Origin of the sequence: Teredinibacter purpureus, from assembly GCF_014217335.1 — a bacterium.
Lineage (GTDB): Bacteria > Pseudomonadota > Gammaproteobacteria > Pseudomonadales > Cellvibrionaceae > Teredinibacter > Teredinibacter purpureus.
This window is the reverse complement of record NZ_CP060092.1, coordinates 1,652,727-1,674,966: the sequence shown is the minus strand read 5'-3', so window position 1 is coordinate 1,674,966 and position 22,240 is coordinate 1,652,727. Positions and strand designations below refer to the sequence as shown.

The 22,240-nt window shown below is 47.0% G+C and carries 16 protein-coding genes; 7 read left to right on the top strand and 9 right to left on the bottom strand.

Annotated features, from left to right (window positions below):
- The first annotated feature begins 308 nt into the window (after positions 1-308).
- The 5 genes from fusA to H5647_RS07405 all read left to right on the top strand — a co-directional run bounded on the left by fusA (position 309) and on the right by H5647_RS07405 (position 4,920).
- On the top strand, positions 309-2,357 hold the full coding sequence (fusA, locus tag H5647_RS07425; protein WP_045857529.1) for an elongation factor G: 2,049 nt from the start codon (positions 309-311) through the stop codon (positions 2,355-2,357).
- Between the two features lie 233 nt (positions 2,358-2,590).
- The gene (locus tag H5647_RS07420; protein WP_045857527.1) at positions 2,591-3,580 is read left to right on the top strand and encodes a CsgG/HfaB family protein; all 990 of its coding nucleotides are present in this window, start codon (positions 2,591-2,593) and stop codon (positions 3,578-3,580) included.
- Entirely contained in the window at positions 3,577-3,909 is a 333-nt protein-coding gene (locus H5647_RS07415; RefSeq protein WP_045857525.1) for a hypothetical protein, read from the top strand. The genes H5647_RS07420 and H5647_RS07415 overlap by 4 nt, the downstream gene beginning before the upstream one ends.
- The gene (locus tag H5647_RS07410) at positions 3,906-4,253 is read left to right on the top strand and encodes a DUF4810 domain-containing protein (RefSeq protein ID WP_045857522.1); all 348 of its coding nucleotides are present in this window, start codon (positions 3,906-3,908) and stop codon (positions 4,251-4,253) included. The genes H5647_RS07415 and H5647_RS07410 overlap by 4 nt, the downstream gene beginning before the upstream one ends.
- Positions 4,243-4,920, top strand: coding sequence for a GNA1162 family protein (locus H5647_RS07405; protein WP_045857520.1), 678 nt, complete (start codon positions 4,243-4,245; stop codon positions 4,918-4,920). Before H5647_RS07410 ends, H5647_RS07405 begins: the two co-directional genes overlap by 11 nt.
- Before the next feature lie 21 nt (positions 4,921-4,941).
- Here H5647_RS07405 and H5647_RS07400 read toward each other — a convergent pair whose 3' ends face one another.
- The 6 genes from H5647_RS07400 to H5647_RS07375 form a co-directional block, all read right to left on the bottom strand.
- Positions 4,942-6,366 carry a two-component system sensor histidine kinase NtrB gene (locus tag H5647_RS07400; protein ID WP_045857517.1) on the bottom strand — a complete coding sequence of 475 codons (1,425 nt, stop codon included), beginning with the start codon at positions 6,364-6,366 and terminating at the stop codon, positions 4,942-4,944.
- A gap of 206 nt (positions 6,367-6,572) precedes the next feature.
- Positions 6,573-7,334 carry a PhzF family phenazine biosynthesis protein gene (locus H5647_RS07395; protein WP_162926319.1) on the bottom strand — a complete coding sequence of 254 codons (762 nt, stop codon included), beginning with the start codon at positions 7,332-7,334 and terminating at the stop codon, positions 6,573-6,575.
- 118 nt (positions 7,335-7,452) lie between these two features.
- Positions 7,453-8,418: an L-histidine N(alpha)-methyltransferase gene (gene egtD, locus H5647_RS07390; RefSeq protein ID WP_052691924.1), complete on the bottom strand. Its 966-nt coding sequence runs from the start codon at positions 8,416-8,418 to the stop codon at positions 7,453-7,455.
- 13 nt (positions 8,419-8,431) lie between these two features.
- Entirely contained in the window at positions 8,432-9,700 is a 1,269-nt protein-coding gene (gene egtB / locus H5647_RS07385; protein WP_045857512.1) for an ergothioneine biosynthesis protein EgtB, read from the bottom strand.
- Positions 9,701-9,916: 216 nt separating this feature from the next.
- Positions 9,917-10,312: a thiol-disulfide oxidoreductase DCC family protein gene (locus tag H5647_RS07380; RefSeq protein ID WP_082086985.1), complete on the bottom strand. Its 396-nt coding sequence runs from the start codon at positions 10,310-10,312 to the stop codon at positions 9,917-9,919.
- A 101-nt stretch (positions 10,313-10,413) separates the two neighbouring features.
- Positions 10,414-11,508, bottom strand: coding sequence for a DUF4380 domain-containing protein (locus H5647_RS07375; protein ID WP_052691923.1), 1,095 nt, complete (start codon positions 11,506-11,508; stop codon positions 10,414-10,416).
- 394 nt (positions 11,509-11,902) lie between these two features.
- Between H5647_RS07375 and H5647_RS07370 the strand changes: the two genes are divergently transcribed.
- Positions 11,903-15,229 (top strand): TonB-dependent receptor, encoded by a 3,327-nt coding sequence (locus H5647_RS07370; protein WP_045857509.1) that lies wholly within the window; start codon positions 11,903-11,905, stop codon positions 15,227-15,229.
- Positions 15,230-15,409: 180 nt separating this feature from the next.
- Here H5647_RS07370 and H5647_RS07365 read toward each other — a convergent pair whose 3' ends face one another.
- From H5647_RS07365 to H5647_RS07355, 3 genes are read right to left on the bottom strand one after another with little or no spacing between them, the layout of a single operon-like run.
- Positions 15,410-17,452, bottom strand: a complete 2,043-nt coding sequence (locus H5647_RS07365) for a putative bifunctional diguanylate cyclase/phosphodiesterase (RefSeq protein ID WP_052691922.1) — start codon at positions 17,450-17,452, stop codon at positions 15,410-15,412.
- Positions 17,452-17,985, bottom strand: a complete 534-nt coding sequence (locus H5647_RS07360; RefSeq protein WP_162926318.1) for a YfiR family protein — start codon at positions 17,983-17,985, stop codon at positions 17,452-17,454. Before H5647_RS07360 ends, H5647_RS07365 begins: the two co-directional genes overlap by 1 nt.
- A gap of 31 nt (positions 17,986-18,016) precedes the next feature.
- Complete coding sequence (locus H5647_RS07355; RefSeq protein WP_045857505.1) at positions 18,017-20,044, bottom strand: TonB-dependent receptor plug domain-containing protein; 2,028 nt, start codon at positions 20,042-20,044, stop codon at positions 18,017-18,019.
- A gap of 215 nt (positions 20,045-20,259) precedes the next feature.
- Between H5647_RS07355 and H5647_RS07350 the strand changes: the two genes are divergently transcribed.
- Positions 20,260-22,206 carry an endo-1,4-beta-xylanase gene (locus H5647_RS07350; protein ID WP_045857504.1) on the top strand — a complete coding sequence of 649 codons (1,947 nt, stop codon included), beginning with the start codon at positions 20,260-20,262 and terminating at the stop codon, positions 22,204-22,206.
- Positions 22,207-22,240 lie beyond the last annotated feature (34 nt).

Below are 22,240 nucleotides of genomic sequence, written 5' to 3'. Positions count from 1 at the left end.
GACCAGCAAATAATGAAATTGACCATCACTATGCGACTAAACATCGCGCTGTCGCGCAATACTTCTTATGTCTCGGTATGGCGCGATTCGCCTTACTCTTGGAGGCTTGAACATTGACCTCCGTCAACGCGAGCCTTGCACTTTCCGTCACACTAAAACCTACCACTATTTCTCGGGAGGCCAGCTGATCCGGGACGTGTTATTACCTGCCCAGTTTCGCGGCGCGGCCTTTAGTGCAAGCGGTTGCTTTTCTGAACGTTATTCGCTGTTTGTACTCGAGACTGCCACTTAACGCACGGGAGCACACGATGCACAAATCTAATCGCACAACTATTGACGCTATTCGCAACATTGCCTTCACCGGTCATTCGGGTGCAGGTAAAACGTCCCTCATTGAACGCTTACTGTTTGACACTCAAAGTATTGAAGCCCTTGGAGAGGTTTCTCGTGGCACAACGGTATGTGATTTCGATTCACAGTCCACATTACTTCAGCACTCGGTAGAGTCTTCGCTATGCCACCTGAAACATAATCACGTGCATCTCAATATGCTGGATACTCCGGGTTATCCTGACTTTATTGGCCGCAGCATCAGTGTTTTTCCTGCGGTTGAAAGTGTTGCCGTAGTCATTGACGCGAGTACCGGCATCGAAATTATGACCGAGCGTATGCTTGAGGCCGCAAAGCAGAGAGAGAAATGCAGGATAATTATCATCAATAAAATTGATGCACTCGATTTTGATGTGAGCGAGCTGGTAGAAACAATACAACAACGCTTTGGGCGTGAATGTTTGCCGCTAAACTTACCCGTACCCGGCCATGGCGCTGTGGTGGACTGTTATTTTGATCCGCAAAAAACAAACACTGAATTCTGCTCGGTAAGCCACGCTCACGATGCACTTGTAGACCAAGTTGTGGAACTAGATGATGCGCTAATGGACTTGTACATTGAGCAAGGCCAAGCGTTAGTACCCGCGCAATTACATGACGCTTTCGAAACCGCGCTTCGATGCCATCACTTAATACCCATTTGTTTTGTGTCTGCACGCACGGGTGTGGGCACCTCAGAACTACTGCGTATTCTCACAACCCTAATGCCCACCCCAAGCGAAGGTAATCCACCTCTTTTCTTAAATGAAAATGCGCCCATTACACTCTCTCGACAGCCAGAAGATTCTATTGTTGCTCATGTATTTAAAGTTAGCGTGGATCCCTTCAAGGGAAAGCTTGCAGTACTGCGGGTGCACCAAGGCACTATTGTGCCCGATAGCCAGCTTTATGTAGGCGATAGCCGCAAGGCTATCAAGATAACGCACCTTTACCGTGTACAAGGTAACGCACTTAAGGAGGTGAAATCTGTACAACCCGGCGATATATGTGCCATAGCCAAAGTTGACGAGTTACATTTTGATTCCGTGTTGCACGCCTCACACGACTACGACGCACTGCATCTAAAATCATTACATTTCCCCTCCCCTATGTATGGGCTCTCGATACGCCCCCAACGCCTTGGCGATGAGCAAAAGTTATCCGAGACACTGAAAAAACTCATCACAGAAGACCCGAGCTTAAGGCTTGAGCATCGTATTAACGTAAACGAGACTGTTCTGCACGGCGTTGGCGAATTTCACTTGCGTATTGCACTCGAAAAAATGGCGCGTGTTTTTAATCTACACGTCGAGACTCAACCCCCAAGCATTGATTACCGCGAAACCATTGGGCGTTCCGCAATGGGACATTATCGTCACAAGAAACAAACCGGTGGCGCTGGACAGTTTGGTGAAGTCTCGCTGAGCGTTGAACCACTCAATAGAGGCGCAGGCTTTGAATTTTTAAACAAAGTTGTCGGCGGCGCTATTCCCGGTTCGTTTATTCCTGCGGTTGAAAAAGGCATTAAACAAATGCTGCAAGAAGGCGTAATTGCGGGGTTTCCTATGCAGGACATTCGTGTAACCTTGCTAGATGGAAAACATCACGCCGTCGACTCCAAAGAAATTGCTTTTGTCGCCGCTGGCCGCAAAGCCTTTTTAGATGCCGCGACTAAAGCGGCCGCGTTAATATTAGAACCCATCGTAATTGTTAGCATTACCGCCCCCACAGATTGTACGGGCGACATTACCGGTGATATCGCATCACACCGAGGCATCGTCACAAACGTAACACCTACACATAGACAACAGGCACACATTAGCGCCAAAATTCCCCTTGCTGAACTGTTCAACTACCCATCCAGAATAAAATCAATGACGGGTGGCGAAGGTTCGTTTACGATTACGTTCAGTCACTACGACCCCGCACCTAAACCTGTGCAACAATCGCTCAGCGAAGACTATAGGGTTGTAGAATTTACAACGTAAGCGTTACCTGGCAACACAAATAGTATGCGAACGGAGGCCGCTTTGCTTCATGCGGTGCTCCGTAGCGGCATCCAGCTTATTCACGCGCCTTCAACATCACGTTATTCAGCTTCTATTCAGTAATGGTGCTCGATAATCGCAATGATTTTTTACGCTCGTAACCGCTTTATTACCATCCGTTAGTTCACGGCCAAAACCTTTATTTTGGCCTAAAGGCATAAAAGGAACACACTATGCAGCGCTCGCACTCTCTCCTTCATTTTACGCTCACCCTCTGCCTCGGCTTAGCGGTTCTCAGTGGGTGCGCAAGCCAAACCCCGCAGGTTGATAAACGTGAGAACGATTATTCTCTTGAGCAACAACGCCAAGCACAAGCCGATATGCTTGCCAGCCAACCGGCTCAGCTTACGCTTAAACGAAAAGTGGCGTTAGGGCGTATCACCAATGAAACATTGCACGGCAAAAGCCTGCTGCGTGATATTCACGATGATGTATTAGGCAAGCAGGTAACCGATTTATTATCCAAGGCGCTAACCGAATCGGGTAACTTTTTGGTGTTTGAACGCCCAGACATAAGCCGCCTGCAAGATGAGGCCACTCTAACCGGACAAACGCTCAATCTCGTTGGCGTAGATGCGCTGCTTATTGGCTCCCTTACCGAATTTGGTCGTCGCACTACCGGCGAGTCAGGCTTTCTTTCGTCGAGCAAAAAACAAACCGCTTATGCAAAGGTCGATTTACGATTGGTCGATGCGCGTACCGCACATGTAACCAATGCCTTTAGCGGCGCAGGTGAAGCCTCTATCGAAAACGTTAATGTAGCGGGTTTTGGTTCTCGAGCCGATTACGATGCTGCCATTAATGACCGCGCTATCGCCATCGCGGTAGCCGAAGTTGTTAACTCGTTAACGCAGCTACTTGGCGATCAACCCTGGCAGTCTAACGTGATCGCAGTTGAAGCCGATGGTATTTACATGGGCGGAGGCCAGCGACAAGGGGTTCAAGTGGGAATGGAGTTCGATATCTTAACAGAGGGCAAAACGGTAGTATCGGGCCAAACGGGTTTTAATATTCAATTGCCCGGCAAGAAAGTTGCTCGCGTAAAAGTTATATCCCTTTTTGGCCAGAACGAGACCAATGAAGGGGCTATTGTCTCTCTCGTGAGCGGCAGTATAGAAGGACTTCAGCCGTCACAGTTAGTCGTTCAGGAGGTTACCCCATGAAAGCATTTATCTTACTTTTCTCATTCGCACTCACGCTAGTGACACTAAGCGGCTGTGTACAGCAGCCGACTACCAGCGAAGTAGCCGTTGATTTACGGCCGGCAATTTCGTTTACGCCTGCCAACAAAACTCAGAATACCGCCGACTTCACAATATGGGTCGATAACCTAGCGATGGGTACTGCAGACCAATACTTGACGGGAAAGGCAGCACTTAAACTATTGACCGGCGCCCATAAAATCGCGCTTACACGTGGTAATACTATCGTCTTCAGCGAAACGTTTTACCTCGGCGAAAGCGCTATCAAATCGATACCTTTGCCACAATGAAGAGACTTTACGTATTATTTGCCGTAGGGCTTATAAGTAGCTGCGCTAGCCAATCGCAATACGACTGGGGCAGCTATTCCGACGGTCTTTACCGTTACTACCAGTATCCCGCCGAACACCAAAAAATTCGCCAGAAATTAGTCGCTCATATTGAACAACTAGAGGCCAATGGAAAAATTGTGCCCCCAGGGCTATATGCCGAAGTGGGCACCTATTTTTTACAGGCCGGAGATTCCGCAACCGCAATTACGTATTATGAAAAAGAGCATGAGACATGGCCAGAAAGTCGCAAACTAATGTCATCCATGATTTTTAATTTAGAGGGACGACAGAATGCACTGTAATGTCTTCCGCGCGCTAGGGCTTACCGCCATGGTTGCCCTGCTTAGCGCCTGTGAAACCACCTCCACCGCCCAGATAAATCCCTATCAGCAAACATTTGATCAATCAGGCGTTCGCTCAATATTAGTACTGCCCGTCACTAATGGCAGCGTTAACATTCACGCACCCGGTACGATGTTGAGTGTACTGCCACGCTTGCTCGGCGAACGCGGCTATTACGTTTTTCCTGTTAATACCGTGAAAGTTGTACTGGAAAACGAAGGGTTGTACGACGCAGCAGAAGTTCAGCAGTTACCCCCCGAAAGTCTTGCACTCATGTTTGGTGCCAGCGCCATTCTATATATTAATGTCGAGTATTGGGATACGCAGTACGTGGTACTTAATTCCACTACGTCCGTAACGTTAGCGTTTCGGATGTTAAACAGTGGTGGCGAAGAAATTTGGCGGGATAGAGAAACCGTAAGCGTATCATCGCAAAACGATTCCAATAGCGGCAGTTTACTTGGGGACCTTATTGGCGAGGCTTTGTCGGCAGCTCTTACTCGCGCGTTTCCCGACTACCGCCCTCTGGCGATAAAAGCCAGTGAAGCGGCTTTTCTTCAAGGTGGCAGCCGTATTCCTGCCGGCCCTTACCACCCATCCAAAACTGCCGCCCCACCACTGCCCTAATTTAAGACAGTTCCAGGTGCCTTAGCGCACCTGGAACTGAACATGAAACGTAGTGCCAACCTCTACATCTGACGTTACCGCCATGTGACCGTGATGATGCTCCGTTACCACGAAGTGTGCGAAAGACAGGCGCTGGGCGCCAGAGGAAAGCGGTTGGGTTGTATCATTAAGGAAGAAGGGTTCAAAAATATTCTGTTGCTCTTCAGCATTTAAACCCTTGCCGTTATGATTAACCTTAATCCAAATAGCATCGTAAAACTCATTAACTTCTATCGTGATTAAGGGCGAAAAGTCTCCGCGTTGACACTCGCCAAGGGCATGGCAAGCGTGCCTAAATACGCCCAAAAACACTTGCTGCAACTCTGCTATTTGGCAAGGCACACGACTGAGTGTTTCGGGGTAATCAACTTTCAATTCAATGTCTCTAAAGCGCAAGCCTGAAGGGTTAGTTAACACTTCACAGGCAAGTTCTACAGTGTGATCAATAATATCGGGAATATTGGCGAGCTGTAGCTTTCCTCCCTGATTCTGGGAAAAATCAATCAGGTTTTTAACAATTGCATTCGCTTGCTGACCATCATCTATCGCAGCAGATAAACATTCGTTTAGCATCTCATTATTGCTTGCAGGCGGCGCCTTAGCCGTTGAACATTCTGAGTTTTGAATGCAGCGCAGATTTTTCATAATGGTTGCCAATGGCGTGCCCACATCAATCGCCATGGTTGCGGCTAGCTCACCCATAGACGCCATTTTATCGAGTTCGATTAAGCGGTTTTCGGCTTTCACGCGATGCGTAACATCCTCCAGCAAAATCACAATACCCACATCATTACTGCTTTGTAACGCATACAACGTCATATCAAAATAATACTGGCCGCGCTGGCTGTGCTTAATGGTAGTCGTTTTTTTGGTTTCGAGTACCTCTTGAACCTGTTCTGGCGACAGCGCGATAGTGGGGTAGGCATCCCATAATGGCTTACCTAAAACTTGCTCACGTTTTGCACCCGTTACTTTCTCAGACGCGGTATTCCACTGAGTGATGTGCTTTTCGTTATTCAGGCCAATCAACATTAACGGCATTGAATCTACAATACTGCGAATATAGCCCTGTGAATCTTGCAGACGTTCCATGGTCTCGCGGTGTTCAGTTATCTCACCTTCAAGCGCTTCGTTCGCATGAGCTAAGGTAGCGGTACGATCTTGCACACGATCTTCTAAATCTTTTCGAATATCGGTTAGCTCGCGATTAGCTTTACGGCTATTGCGATAACTGAACACTAAGGTAATAAGCGTAATGGTAAGAAGCGTAATAAGCACGGCGCCCGAAAAATTAGCCACATGCTGCCACTTGGTACGGCCAAGTTCATCTTTAAAATAATCGGCAAGCGACGCGAATACACTATTAGAAACAAATACTAGGGAGACTAAAACAATAACTCTGAACATATCGACAGGATCTACGTTAACTCAAAATTCAACAAATCGTTCGCCAAGAGGCGGCGCAATATTACCCCGCGCCTCACTAGCTTACGCAACGTTCTTAAGGGGATCATTGTAACGGAATTAGAATTTAATCACCGCAACTGCTCTTGCTAAAACGTAACAAAACTATCTTTTGCTAAGCGCTCTCTTTAACCCTAGCTGACCCTCGCTTACTGTTCAAAATTCACTCGGCCAAACAAGGTAATGAGTGACCGTGAACATACTCCCTCCATTACCGCCCCCTCTTTTGATAATTGGTGTGCCAGCATGACTGAACTACCGCCTCCGTAGCCGCCCCTTTTATGCCAATAATGCATCAATTGTATATTCGCTGAACCGGTTGCAGCATCTTCGTTCACACCGTACTGCGGTGCAAAATAGCGCATGACATATTGCATACTGTGCCGCGTGGAAGTAAAAAGCGGCGTATCGACAAACGGCGCCGTCACAATGAGGGCCCGTGCGCTATAGGTACACAAACGTCTTAATAGCGGGACCATATCACGCACAAAGGCGTGGTGTTGCGTTTCAACAATAACGTAGTCCCGTGGGCCGCCCGAGAAAGCGCCTCCCACGAGCGGAATACCCGTTATTCGCTGCCAAAGACGCGAGCAAGAAAAAGGCCTTAGCGGGCACGGATACGCGCGATAACCAAATTCGGTTGCGCTTTTTTTCACCAGCACCAACGACTCCACGGGGGTTTCTAGACCGACAATACTAGAGCGGAATACCTGAGGAGCCACACGATATACTGCAGCCGCAATAGCAATATTGCCTGACCCACACCGTAAAATGTAACGACCGTACTGACAAAAAATAGCTCGGAGATAATAGGTCGCGCCTGCCTCTTTTATCCATAACGCAATACAAATATCGCGGGTATTATGAGCCGAGTACTGCCTAATCCATTCAGTAATGTTTTTTTCGGCCACAAGATGTTCTTTGCCTAGCCTAAAAATCAGGTGCCTATTACCCCCCTGTAATTGTTGCCGCCCCTCGCCGCCAATAAACGTACGAACACAGTGAATAGGACACTCCCATTCCTGCATTTTAATATTTGAGCAAAAATATACTGAACATATCCCGCTCGGCCATCCATATCTTTTGCGTCGACCACCCTGCTTTTTCGGCTAGCGCTGTAAATTCTTCTGGATGATATTTATAAGAGTTTTCGGTATGAATACTTTCACCGGCTGAAAAATGAATGCTTTCTCCCGCAATATTACATTCAAAGTTTTTCGTGCTGACAAGATGCATTTCAACGCAGCCTTTGAGTGCGTTGTAGTGTGCGTAATGTTCGAAATAGTGAACAGGAATATCGCATCTTAGATCGTTGTTTATCCTGTGCAGCATATTAAGGTTAAATTTTGCCGTAATGCCTTGCGCATCGTTATAGGCGTGATGCAAAAATGTCGGTGATTTTTTTGTATCCACCCCGATAATAAAATAGCTGTCTGGGCCTAGCGTTTTACCCGCAGAACCTAGAAACGACTTCGCTTGAGCGGGCGTAAAATTACCAATGGTAGAACCGGGGAAAAAACCAAGGCGCTTCGCGTTTACTCCGCTCAAATCGACTTCATGTGAAAAGTCGGCTTCAATCGGCGTAATATTAACGCCAGGATAATCACCGGACAATTCTTCACAGGCAGACCGAAGATGTTCCCCCGATATATCGATAGGTACAAATTGATCGATCTTTCTCAGCCAGTCCAATAGTGGCCTCACTTTTGTTAACGACCCCGCACCAAATTCTACTACGCTATAGCGATCGGTAAGTATTCTACTGATATCTCTTGCGACTATCGGCATTAACTTGAGTTCAGACTTATAAGGATAATACTCCTCTAGCTGACATATTTTATCGAAATACCCCGACCCTTTTTCGTCATAAAAATATTTTGGAGACAGCTGTTTTTGCGGTTTTCTAAGGCCATCGCGCACATGCGCCAAAAACTCTTTCACCACAGACGAAGCATAACCACTCTCTTCTTGCCTAGCGGCGTTCTGAAGTTGCATAAACATTCCTTTTTTATTCAGCCAATCGCAAACCGCTAAATTGCCAGCGTTGTTGCGGATGAAAAAAATTACGATAACTCGCTCGAACGAGGGCTTTAGGGGTAACACAAGAGCCGCCCTTCAGCACGAATTGGTTCGCCATAAATTTTCCGTTATATTCGCCTAACGCGCCGCGCTCCGGTATGAACCCGAGATATGCGCTGTAGGCGCTTTGCGTCCATTCCCATACATCGCCATATATTTGATGCATGCCTTCCGTACTTTCAGCCGGTTGCGGTCGCCATTGCAGTTGCTCCAGAAATTGACCTTCAATAGGGCGTTGCAGTGCAATTTTTTCTAGCTCGTATTCATAGGGCAAGCGTTTTCCCGCCCAACGCGCATAAGCGTCGGCCTCGTAATAACTAACATGACAAACCGGTGATGAAAGGTTGACCGGCTGCAGGCCATCTAATCCAAATTCCTGCCATCCTTGTTTACATTGAATCCAGTACAGGGGTGCACACCAATTATTACGCTCTTTGCATAACCAACCATCGGATAGCCACAACAAGCTCTGTTTGTAACCACCATCATCCATAAAGGCTAACCACTCCCGGTTTGTTACCAGTCGATTCGACATGCGAAACGCTGGCATAAAAACAGAATGGGCGGGGCGTTCGCAATCGTAACTAAACGGTACACTACTTCGCTTACGGGTATCTTTTTGTGGGCCGTTACAGCCTATTGTGGTGAGACTTTCGGAATACACTTTGAAATAGGGCTGACAATCGTTTGATACCGGCGTATCCAACAGTGTTGTATCACCCGCCATGACCGGTGGTTTTAGCGGGTTCAGGAAAAACAAATGCAACAAATCGGTTAGTAATAATTCTTGGTGTTGCATTTCGTGATGCAATCCAACGGTAACGGCACTGCACGAAATTTCTTCGCATTCGGTTAATAACGACACCATGTGTTTATCAACATGATGACGATACGCCAGCACTTCATCCAAGGATGGTCTCGCCAACATGCCACGCTGTGGACGCGGGTGCTGTTCCCCCACGGTGTTGTAATAAGAATTAAACAACACCTGAAATTGTGGATTAAAGGGCGTGTAATGTTTACACTTTTTCTGCAAAAAAAACGCTTCAAAAAACCATGTAGTATGCGCAAGATGCCACTTTGCGGGGCTCGCGTCTGGCATGGACTGCAGCACCAAGTCTTCGGCCGACAGCCCTTCAACGAGGCGCAATGTTTGACGTCTTATACTTAAATACGTATCAACCAGTGTGTTTGTCATACACTCTCGCTTCGATTTTTATTGTACGTTCCGCTTACTTTTTTAACGCCGTGGCCGCATTATTTTTCGCTAAAATTTAGCGCAAATGTCACGCGCCAGCCAACGACAGGGCGAGCAATTTGCTCTTAACCATAGATGATAGAAAGGGGGTTAGAAAGAATTGGCGTTGATAATGCTAAATTTTGCGAAAACGTGCAGACCTTTAAGCCTTGGTGGTTATATTTTACAACGATCACAACGCGACCGCCCCGTTAATAAACGCGAAAATCCATATCTGTGGCGTGCAAAGATCCCGTACGCAGCATCGGAGAAACACCGCACGAGAGGCCAGCGTAAAAAAGTTACGAATAAGGTCGTAAAAGATCTAGGCGCTACAGCCGCCCATGCCGCGCGTGTGGCATCCAGCCCCAACAACACATCGCCATTGCCGCTCTCGGCGTGTAGCCTCTCAGTCGCGCGCTTTAGATTAATATGAGGGTATCGCAACACAAAGTCCTCCTGCTGGATATCCTCAAGCACAAGTGCCTGTTGGGTATCTCGCGTGCTTAACGCTCGCATCTCCGCGACACAAAGCGGACAGCAGCCGTCGTAAAATAACGTGAGGGTGTGCATGAAGGGCTCCAATTCAGCTATAAATGAGACAGTGATTTTACGGATAAAACCACTGACTGGATGAGAATGAATGAACAGCCCTCTTCTTTATTGGTGCACCGCTAGAGCCCTAATGCCCGAAGAGCGTTACGATGATCGTTAGGGGTGCTACCACCGGTATACGGCATGACTCTCCAACGCTGCTGCGCAGACATACTTTGGCCCGGTACCAATGTTTTATATGCGGCATGCTGCTCTATCTCAATAACGCCGCCGGCCTCTGCCCCCAACCCTGTTTGTAAATAAAGCTCTACTTGCCCTTGTTCTGGATGAATCAGGCTTTCGGGTAGCAGATCGAACCCAATAATAAACAGTTGCTCTTGGGTGAAGGCCGCCATCCAACCTGCCGAAGGTTGAATAAACAATTTACCTTCCACTACAGCGCCTGTATGCCGTTTTTCCCAGTTAAGCGCGAGAATACCGTCTTCCATTAAAAATTGAATCTCCCCCGATGCCGGCGGCGAAAAAGGACTGAGCCGTACGTTTTCGGCACCCGCAACCGGCACGTACACGCGCGTATCGGTGGTAACACGAGTGTTCATCCATAGATCCCAACGTGTAGTCTGGTCGCGCGTTATATTTTCAGCGGTTGCGGTTATCACCAACGTACCCTGTGTTTCCTCATCTGGCACGTTTTGATCGGGCAATGCGAACGTTTTGTTTACACGCATGCCTGAAACCGGGCTCTCCACCCCTTTTAATTCAATGCGCTGCTCACTGTGCTCAACAACCTTATTGCGCGCCATTGTGACGTATGGGTCTGGCGGCCAAACCGATTTCGCCTGCGCACGCGTGGCATTCACCTGTTGGTGCACCCACCATTCGCTTTGTGGGCCTAGCCAAATAATATGGCCACGGTAATCAAGCCGGTTCGATGAAGGCGTTATGACCGTTTCTGGCTGGATAACAACATCGGTGCCAGGCGATAAAATATTCTCAAAACCCGGTACCGAAAGCGCAATCACTCGCCCCCCTGCTTGGGGGGTTAACACCACCTGTACGTGGTTGTTTTTTAGGTGCAAGCTCTCGAGGGAAGGCAAGGAATTAGCCGCGGCGTTGCGTTGCGTTTCGCTTTCGCAGCCCTGCATAAAAAAAGCAACCCCCAGAGACGCAATGAAAACAAAACAAGGTTCACAATAATGCGATAGTTTTAACATTCAAGATCCTTCATTCGGCCTGACAACAATCGTATTTATACGTTAATACTATTGTTATACAAACCTTATTATCAGTTAAGTAGGTTAAAAACAAACATTTAATACGCCAATAGCCTTAGATTTTAGTCTAAACCATCATATAGTCATATTGACATTTAGATGGCACCCACACATAGTCTCGGCGCGTGAATCAACCAAAAATCATCTTTATTTCCCCGTTTTTGTCGTGGGAACGGGATGCTATTGCCTAAAAAAAATCAAACCCGATTCACGCATCTCCTAACGGCCGGTCTTGAGCGCATGACGGTTATTGCGGTAACCCACAGTAACAAACAATTTGCCCTTTTTTCGAGGCTAGCCGCTAGTCGAATACCCAAAGAGAGAGTAATCAATAATGAATGTAATGTTGCGTAGTTTAAGTAATAAAGCCAGCGCAGGTTTAGCCTCTTCGCTTGTCGTTTTAATGAGCACCTTAGCCTCTCATTCTGCGATAGGGCAGGCTGACGACGCCGCGGTCGAAGAAGTTATCGTGAGCGGAACACGCTCTAACCTACAGAATGCTCAGGATATAAAACGTGAAGCCGATACATTTGTCGACGCTATTTCAGCGGAAGATATCGGTTCTCTGCCAGACCGTAGCGTACTTGAAGCCATTCAGCGTATTCCCGGTGTTTCCGTTGAGCGGTTTTCCGGCCCTGACGATCCCGATCACTTTAGTGTTGAAGGTTCCGGCGCCATCATTCGTGGTATGACCCAAACACGTTCAGAATTTAATGGTCGCGATAGTTTCACCGCAAATTCTGGTCGAGGCCTTAATTTCCAAGATGTGCCCCCAGAATTGATGGGCAAAGTGGAAGTCTTTAAAAACCAAACCGCCGATATGATTGAAGGCGGCATTGGCGGCACTATTAGCCTGCACACCCGCAAACCCTTCGATGCAAAAGGTCGCCAACTCGCCTTTACCGCTGATTACTCCTACGGCGACATTGCACAAGAAGGTACGCCGACCATTTCCGGTTTGTATAGCGACCGCTGGTCCACTTCTGCGGGTGACTTTGGCTTCTTAATTAACATTGCAGACTCTTCATTGATTGGCGAATCTCATGGTATTCAAAGTGATGCCTATGTTCAGTATTGGGCCGCAAATTTACCCGGTGCAGAACGTTTTGTCGGGCTAGAGGGTAACGAAACTGTTTGGTTGCCTAATGCTGCAAACGCCTTGATGAAGACTGATGATCGCAAGCGAAAAGGTTTAGCGACCTCGGCTCAGTGGGCAAGCCCTGACGAATCTATTACAGCAACGGTAGAATACATTCGTTCCGATGCGATCTTATCGTGGCACGAACAGGCTATTAAATATCAAGGTGGCTACCAAGATATCGATCGCCGTGAATCAACCGCGTTGGATACTGGCAACCCAGAAACAGATCTATTGTCGTTCAGCGATAACGGATTATTTGAAGCCGGCACACTTGTTTGGGGCGGCCCAACCCACAACGGCTGGCGTGTATCAGGCAACAACTTAGATCACGTATCTCGTACGTGGGGCCCTAATGTTCGCAGCCAGTTCGGTCACAAAACTCAGCTCGATAGCCGCGTTCAAGAAACCGAAACTCTCGTAGAAGATTTTTCTGCGAACCTCGTGTGGCAAGCAACGAGTAATTTAGAACTAGAAGCAGATCTTCAATACATTCAAGCCGAAACGAATGTTGACGATCTAGTGGTTCACACCGGTACATTTGCCTCTCAGCAATATGACACCACTGGCGATACTCCTACCCTAACGTTAATCGAACCATGGCACGGTTACCGCGATGCGAACCCAGAATTATTCGCCACGCACCCCGACGCAGAAACCTACCCAGATGGATACCCAGGTTTCACTAACGATCCTGCCGGCGATAGTAATTATTTCCAAGACACCAACTCTTATTTTTGGCGTTCGGCGATGGACCACTACGAGCGCTCTGAAGGTGAATCGGGCGCTATGCGTTTAGATGCTACCTATCACTTTGAAGACAGTAACGTCTTAAAATCGATAAAAACCGGTGTTCGTTACGCAAAGCGCGAACAAACCGTACGAGTAACCAGTTGGCAGTGGGGCTCCATTGGACCCGAGTGGAGTGGTCGTGCCGGATGGCTCGAAGAGCACCCTAACCAATCGAGCGACTGGGAATATGCTGACTGGTCGGATTTCCACGGTGGTGATGTACTGACAATTCCTGGCGATAAAACCATTCACGCCTCAAAAGATTTTGTACTGTCATTGATGGGCGCCAACCCCGCACGCGAACTAGACGTAACGCCAGGTGGAAACTGGGAGCCTTACCCTCAGCGTGATGGCGTAGATGACCAATACGGAATCTTCTCGCCAGGTGAAATCTTTGATACTACTGAAACGAACCAATCCTTCTACGCCCGCTTGGATTTTGGTGGCGACGAAGATTTACGTTATAGCGGTAACATTGGTATTCGCTACGTGAAATTAGATCGCGATGCCGTGGGGTCTGTTAGCTATCCAGATTTAAACCCTGACTTTGCCGTTCCCGACGATATCACCTTACCCCTCACCGCCGAGCAAGTGCTGTCTTATTACAACAACCCAACGGCTGATGAAATGCAGGTAATTTTGGATACAGAAGGGAATGAGTGGATCGGACACGATCGCAACTACTTAGCCAATGACATTCGAAATTTTGGTAACGACGTAGAATTACCGCAAACGGCAAAAGCCAATTTCGATATGTTTTTGCCAAGCTTTAACTTAAAGCTAGAGCTTACAGACGATATAGTTGCGCGCTTCGGGATTGCAAAAGCCGTTGCATTACCGGATATGGAAGATGTTCGGAACCGTGTAACCGTTGGTGCACGTTCAGTAGAAACGCTTCGCAACCCACGTAACGAAGATAATCCCGATGACGTAACCGCAAACGACCTTTTGATCCAACAAGCGTATGTTAGTGGATGGGATGGTAGCGGCGGCAACCCGTACCTTAAGCCTATGGGTTCCGTTCAATACGACATGGCCGTGGAATGGTATTTTTCTGACGTAGGTCAGTTAAGTGGTACGCTTTTCCATAAAAACCTGAGCAACTATTTTATTCAAGGCAGTGCTTACCAAAGCATAAACAACCCAACAACCAGCATTACCCAGACGGCTGACATCACCAGTACAGTAAATGGCGGCAACGCTAAAATGGACGGTTTTGAATTGTCCTATCAGCAGTTCTTCTCGGGAGCATTAGAACACTTCGGCGTGCAAGCAACTTATACCTATATCGATGCGAGCGGCGTTCCTAACGACGAAGAGTCTTATGACAATGCCAGTTGGACCGGTAACGACTCCAACGATACCGGTATTCGAGTACAGCTCGAGAACATGCCATTACAAGGCCAGTCAGACGAAACTATTAACCTAGTGGGTATGTTTGAAAATGACGCGTGGAATGCTCGTCTCGCTTATAACTGGCGTTCCAAATACCTACTAACCACGCGTGATGTTATCAGTAAAGCGCCTTTATTTTACGATGATCACGGTCAGTTAGATGGGTCTGTTTTTTACACTGTTAATGACACTTTCCAAGTGGGCCTACAAGGCACTAACTTGACCAATTCTCAATCAGAAACACTTATGATTTTGAATGATGAAATGTTGGCAACAGGTCGTTCTTGGTTTGTATCTGACCGTCGCGTTGCGCTGGTTGTAAAAGGTAATTTTTAACCATTAGTAACCTTTAATAGAATGTACCCCCTACAACGCCCTTCAGCTAACCGCTCGGGGCGTTTTTTCGCGCTTCGCACAACGAAGCGTTTTTTTGCTTTCTTATGCATGTCTCTACAAAATGACAGTGAGAATAACGTATTAACACAATAGTTAAACGCACAGCTTAACGATAAAAAACTAACGGCTCAACGCGCGTTGAAGCGAAAACGCCTTGAGATACCAGTGTAAAAAATCACTATGAGAGGATGGCCGTAAGAAATAGTACCCTTGCATATTGGTACAACCCACGTCTAATAATGCCCGCAATTGCTTTTCGTTCTCTACACCTTCTGCCACTAGTTTTAAATCTAAGCCCTGTGTAAGCGATACAATCCCTCTAGTTAATCGCCGATCTTGCGCATTACTATCGATATTCGCCACAAAAGATCGATCAAGTTTTACCGTGTCAATGGGCAATGTACGCAGGTAATTCAATGACGAATAACCCGTACCAAAATCATCTAAACTAATACCCAAACCCAATGATTTTATGGAATGGACAATTTTCTGGGCTCTTTCGGGGTCTTGTATTAATACCGCTTCGGTAATCTCGGCCTCCAATAGCGACGGATCAATATGGTAATGCTCAATGGATTTTTCCAGCACATCAACAATACGGTAATCGTGAAAATGTCGCCCCGAAAGGTTAAACGCAATGGGAATTGGCTGCGTAAAAATCTCCGTCCATTTTACAATTAGCTCACAGCATTCTCGAATGACGAAATAATCAATTTCGGCAATCATCCCAACATCTTCAGCATAAGGAATAAATTTATCTGGTGTTAGAAAGCCTTCTTTTGGATGGTTCCAGCGAACCAATGCCTCACACCCCAGCACTTTATTGTGTTGCGGATCTACTTTTGGCTGAACATAAATCTCTAATTGTTTTTCTTCTATTGCTGGCCGTAAATCGCTTTGAATCATTAAACGATATTTAACGTCTTTTTCCATTCCTCCTTCAAACAAGCAAAATCGATTTTTACCCTCGTCTTTCGCCCGATACATTGCGACATCGGCATGGCGTTTAATGGAACTCAAATCGTCACCATGATCCGGATACACCGCGCCGCCAATGCTCACCGCTGTACGAATGCGGTCCGATTTAATATTAAATTCACGGTTAATCTGGGCGAGTATTTTACGGGAGATTACCTCTACCTCATGTATATCGTTTAAGTCGCTCAGCAATAATACAAATTCATCTCCACCTAGACGGCAGACTAAATCTTCCGCCCGCACAGAAGCCTTTAATCGGCCAGCGACTTCTATAAGCAATTCGTCGCCGAACTCATGCCCTTTCGTATCGTTAATGGTTTTAAAATCATCAAGATCTAGCAACAGACAAGCAAACCGATTTTTCATTCGCTTAGCATGTTCTATATTGTGCCCAAAACGCTCATTCAGTAGTGCGCGATTCGGCAAGCCCGTCAAACTGTCATGAAAGGCACGAAACCTAAATTCTTCCGCCAATTTTTCCAGCTCATTTGTACGCTGCCCGACCTGCTTTTCGAGCATCACGTCTCGGTGCTCAATTTGTTCAACCATCTGGTTAAACATTTTACTCAGCCTTCCGACTTCATCGTCGGACTGAATTTTGACGCGTAACGCATAGTTTCTCGTCAACGCAATACGTTCAGACAATGAATGTAAGCTGAGGAGCGGCACTAAAATGGTTTTTAAAACAGGGCGCGTAATGCTATAGACAAACACAAACACAGCACCTAACAGTACAAACAAAAATATACCGTTCGCAATATTTTGATGATAGATTTCAGCTTTGGAAACAACAATATTTAGCGACCCAATAATATCGCCATCAAAAACAATAGTTTTCGACACCAAAAAAATATTGTTATCATCTGCACGGTATGTCTCATTAACATAGCGAGCAAATTCGATTCCCTCTGGCAGCATTAAGGTGGCGAGCAATATGGACTTATCTGCGCTATAAGTAGCCAATGTTTCATTCGCTATTTGCTGATCATCGAATAAAATTGACGCGGCTATATTCTGACTAATAATATCAGATTCTATCTCGACTCTGGTTTGGAGTACTTCGCGGCTAACACGATCGTAATTCCATAGCACTGCGGCACCATTAACAAAACCCGCCAGCAACACCGAGGTTAACACAAGAAAGACTATTCTAGATTTAAAATCTATACGCAGCCTCTGAAGCATCACTGGCTCCCTCTTTTTTTCGATAAACGAAGCAGTTTTGAGCTTGCCTTAAAATCCTTTACTGTTAACCCACTATTATCAATTTCAAATTTAAGTTTGTTCTCCAACAAATAAAGATGTATATCGCCTTTATTCAGTAGATTACCTTCGGTTACCAGAAGCGTATCGCGATTTAGGTTTCCGGCGTTCGCCAACAACCACAACCGATAGGGCGCGGTTACATACAGCATATGGCAGTGGTCTACGCGATCATTATGTTTGTCTAAAAACTGTATTTTAAGCCTGTTTTTCCCTATTAATTTGTTGTCGATAGTGGATAGCTGAAAACTATCTTTTTCGTTTTCGGTTAATACACACAAGTGCAGCTCACCGCGTTCAAATTGAGTCGAATCAGGCCATGTAATAAAATGAGAAAAATAGTAAAGGTAGGCGCTACGCAAGGCATGAACACTTTGTTGCTGAGCATTAACGATTCCCGAAAAAAACAAGCCTGCCAGCGAGAATAGCCAGACAATCGCTATTCTATGCAGCACGGAAGTTTTCAACAAGAAACGGCTAGGCATATTAAAAGGTGAAACCCACTTTAAGCATGGCATAAGCCTCAACTAACATACGCTCTGTGGCAAATTGCTCACGCTGCGTCTCGACATGCTCTTCGCCAAGGTTATTGGCTATTAACTCTATTCGCCAACGGTCGTTCGCCTGCCATTGCACGTTCGTGTCTAGCGTAAGGTAATCATCTATACCATCAGCCGCCGTACTCACTTCAGAAAATTGCGCAGCCGCACCGGCATTACCATGGCTATGTCTTATCCATAAATTCCATTGCCAATTATTGGCTAGATCTACGCTATTCATAAATGAGGTATTTGAGCTCCACCCCACCTTTTGATCAACGCGTTCGACGCGTGAATAGGTAAACTGTGCCGACCACCAATCAACAAATTTTCCGCGCATACTGAGCTCCCCTCCTCTGCTGGCAAGCATACGGCTATTGGTAAATACGCCACGCTGCACAAGGTGAGTTGGCTCATAATCTTGGCTAAAAATCAGCACAGGGTCGCCTATCAACTCGACGGCAACATCGTTACGGTAGTCAAAATCAAACAGTGCTACATCAATATGGAACCGGTCGAACGTGTGCCTATACCCCAATTCTAGGGCTTGTAAGCTTGGGTCGTCTTCGATACTTTGATAACCATTTAACAGTATGCCGGTAGGCAAAGGAGCACCCGATAATTCGGGCGGCACCACCGTATACATTACATCCTCGATATCCACCAAAGCTCTAGCCGGTGTTGTGGTCGCCTTAGATCCCGCAACCCAAATACGGTCATCTTCAGTGGGGCTCCATATCAACCGCAACGATGGTTGCACCTCACTTTGGCTCAGTTCATTTTCATCTAAACGTGCAGACATCGTAAGTTGTAGATTAGTGGTGAGGTCGATCACATCACTCACGTAAAGGCCGTAATTATTAATTTCTCGATCAGCAGGCCTAAACACAAACTCCATGGAAGGATCTAACAGCAGCCGTGTATCGTTTTGTCGGCTGTTAAAGCCCACGGCAACATTATGTGAACGCCACGTATTAGCAACTTCGATATCCAATTGATAATTGGTGGCATTCCATTCAAATAGGGTTGTATCTCTTTCCGTTCGCTCAGCAGAGGCTCGCACTTTCCAATGGCCGTTATCACCTAGCCCACCTTTATGGCTGGCTTGTACCGACCAGCCCGATTTTTCTTCTACATTTATCGCTTCTTGTTCCGAAAGATCTTGGCTCAACCACCCCCAACTCGGCGCTTGCTTAGTGCCAAACATATCGGCCATAAATATGCTTTCTTCTCGGCCACTCATGCGCGATAGCACCGACGAAATACGCCAACCATCGTGATTGGGCTCTCTCACCTCGGTCATTTGTGTAATAAGGCCCTGCCGTTGGGATGCATTACCTGAAAGGCCAAGCACCCAACCGTTTGATAAAGGTTGCGCTACATTCGCGGCAACGCCCGCTCGATCACCACTTCCGCCCCACACATCAACCCTTTTCGTTTGCTCGGCGCTGGGTCTATCCGAAATAATATTAATAATGCCATTCACCGCATTAGCCCCCCACGACGCCGCATTGGGGCCACGAATAACTTCTATTCGCGCTATTTGTGAGAGCGTTAAGTTAAGTTCATCCCAGTTAACACCACTGTACACACTGTTGTAGGCAATACGTCCGTCAACCACAATCAGTACATAGCGAGAAAACCGCCCCCCTCCACCCCGTATTCCAACGGCCCATTCACCCGCCGATATTTGTTTTACGGAGAGCCCTGGGGCTAAGCGCAACGCTTCTGGAATATTTTGGGCTCCACTGTGACGAATATCGGCGGCCGTAATCACCGACGCAGCGTAGGGTAAATCCATTGCTCGCGCCGTATTTTTACCGGCACTCTCGATCTCAACATCCATGTTGACCAAATCTTCAAAATCTAGCTCAATTAAATCGGCTGCCGTTACATCGTCAGTTTGTCCGACGACAGAACCAGCAAACCCCACCATAAATGACAGAACCAATGCGCGAGGCCAATATGCGTTCATGGGTAAAACTTCCACATTCCAATAATGGTTTAAATTCTAGAAGGCGTTAACGTAACCTCCACCCGTTAAGTCTAGCAGCAGATAAAAAAGCAGTTGTTTCACTCACACAATGCCCTTTTACCCACACTGCGTAGCAAAAGACATCTTCCCTGTAGTTAATTGTTCCCTAACACGGTAAATTGGCGCCACATACCTACAATAAAGAGACTAACCGCATGAATGGCATACTAACTTCCTTATTGCTCTGTCTAGCGCTTATTCTCAGTGCCTGCTCTGGTAGCGGTACGTCTTCGGGGAGCACACCTACGGCCGCTCCCTCACCCACTGACCCACCCACCGCCACACCTATTCCCACTGCCACACCAGCACCCACCCCCACTCCTGCGCCCACAGATATTTTGGGTAGCGGCCAATCAGCCATAGACAACGCAAGCGTTGCCTTTTGGGGCGGGGACAATAACGGTGAAAACGTTGGGCAATATGCCGTTGTTGAGGTCGAGGACAGCCGCTTTTCTCAAGCGCTGCGCATTACGGTGGACGCGCCTGATGGGGAATTCTGGAACGGTCAGCTGCAATTTCCGACCACTACGGTCATTGAGCAAGGCGATACCGTGCTTGTGCATGTGTACATGCGCTCTATTGCCAATACCTATGAGACAGGCAATGCCTTTACGACCGTGTTTCTCGAAGATAATACAAGCTACAACAAGTATTTAACCCGCGAGATAACCGCTGCTGCCGAGTGGGTGGAGTACTACCTGCCCGCCGAGATTTTGGATGACCAAGCCATCGGCAATCTGGCCTTAAAGTTTGGATTTGGTGCCGGAGATCGCGCGCAAACGTTCGAGATTGCAGGGGTAGAGCTTCTTCATTTTGACGACGTCGACATTAGCCTGCTACCCATTACACGCCCGAGCTATGAGGGCCGAGCAACGGATGCAAGCTGGCGTATCGCTGCCGCCGACCGTATTGAACAAATACGTAAAGGCGACTTTCAATTACAAGTACTCGATGACAATGGCACCTATGCGGCGAACGCCGCTATCGCGGTTAATTTCACCCAACACGCCTATCATTTTGGTTCGGTTACAGTCGGCAATCTATTAATGGGCCAAGGTACCGACAACGATATATATCGCTCAAAAGTGCTCGAACTGTTTAATCAAAGCGGCCCAGAAAACGATTTAAAATGGGCGCCCTGGGCGGGAGAATGGGGCGACTATTTTAGCCAAGAAACCACATTGGCCGGTTTGCAATGGCTACGCGACAACGGCCTAGCAACACGAGGACACGTGATGGTTTGGCCTTCGAAACGCAATTTGCCAGAGTTAATTCAGCAATACCTTCCTGAAGGAGACCCTGAAAATGCCGACCCCGAGGCGCTCAACGTAGTACTTGATCATATCGACGACATCGCTTCTGCAACCATTAATCATATTGATGAATGGGATGTTGTGAACGAACCCTACGACAACCATTATTTAATGGACGCCTTCGGAAATTCTGTGATGGTAGAGTGGTTTAATCGCGCTCGTCAGAACTTACCCACGCAAGGCCTTTATCTTAACGACTACAGCATTCTATCGGCCGGTGGCCGCAATTTCGCTCATCAACAGCACTTCGAAGATACCCTCCAGTTTTTAGTGGATAACAATGCGCCTATCACCGGTATGGGCATGCAAAGTCATTTCAGTGATAGCCCAACGTCTATCGAGCAGGTGTACGCATTATTAGAGCGTTTTAATACGGCGTTCCCCCATCTAAATATTCGCTCAACGGAATTTGATATAAATTCAGACGACGAAGAACTTCAAGCCGATTATACACGTGATTTTCTCACTATCTTTTTTAGCCACCCTGCAACGGTTGGCGTTCAATTATGGGGCTTCTGGGCAAATGCCCACTGGTCACCTAAAGCGGCTCTTTACGACACTGATTGGCGAGAAAAACCCAACGCCATCGCGTGGAAAAATCAAATCTATTCTGAATGGTGGAATAACTTTAACGGCACAACCGATATCGCGGGCCAATTTTCTGAACGCGGCTTCTATGGGCAATACGAGGCAACCGTTATTATTGGAGACCAACAAAAAGTCTTTACGTTTGAATTGTTGCCTGGTGGAAACCATGAATTTGTATTGTCTTTTGAAACGAATGATTGACCCTTTATAAGTACCCTGCCTACCACGCAACGAA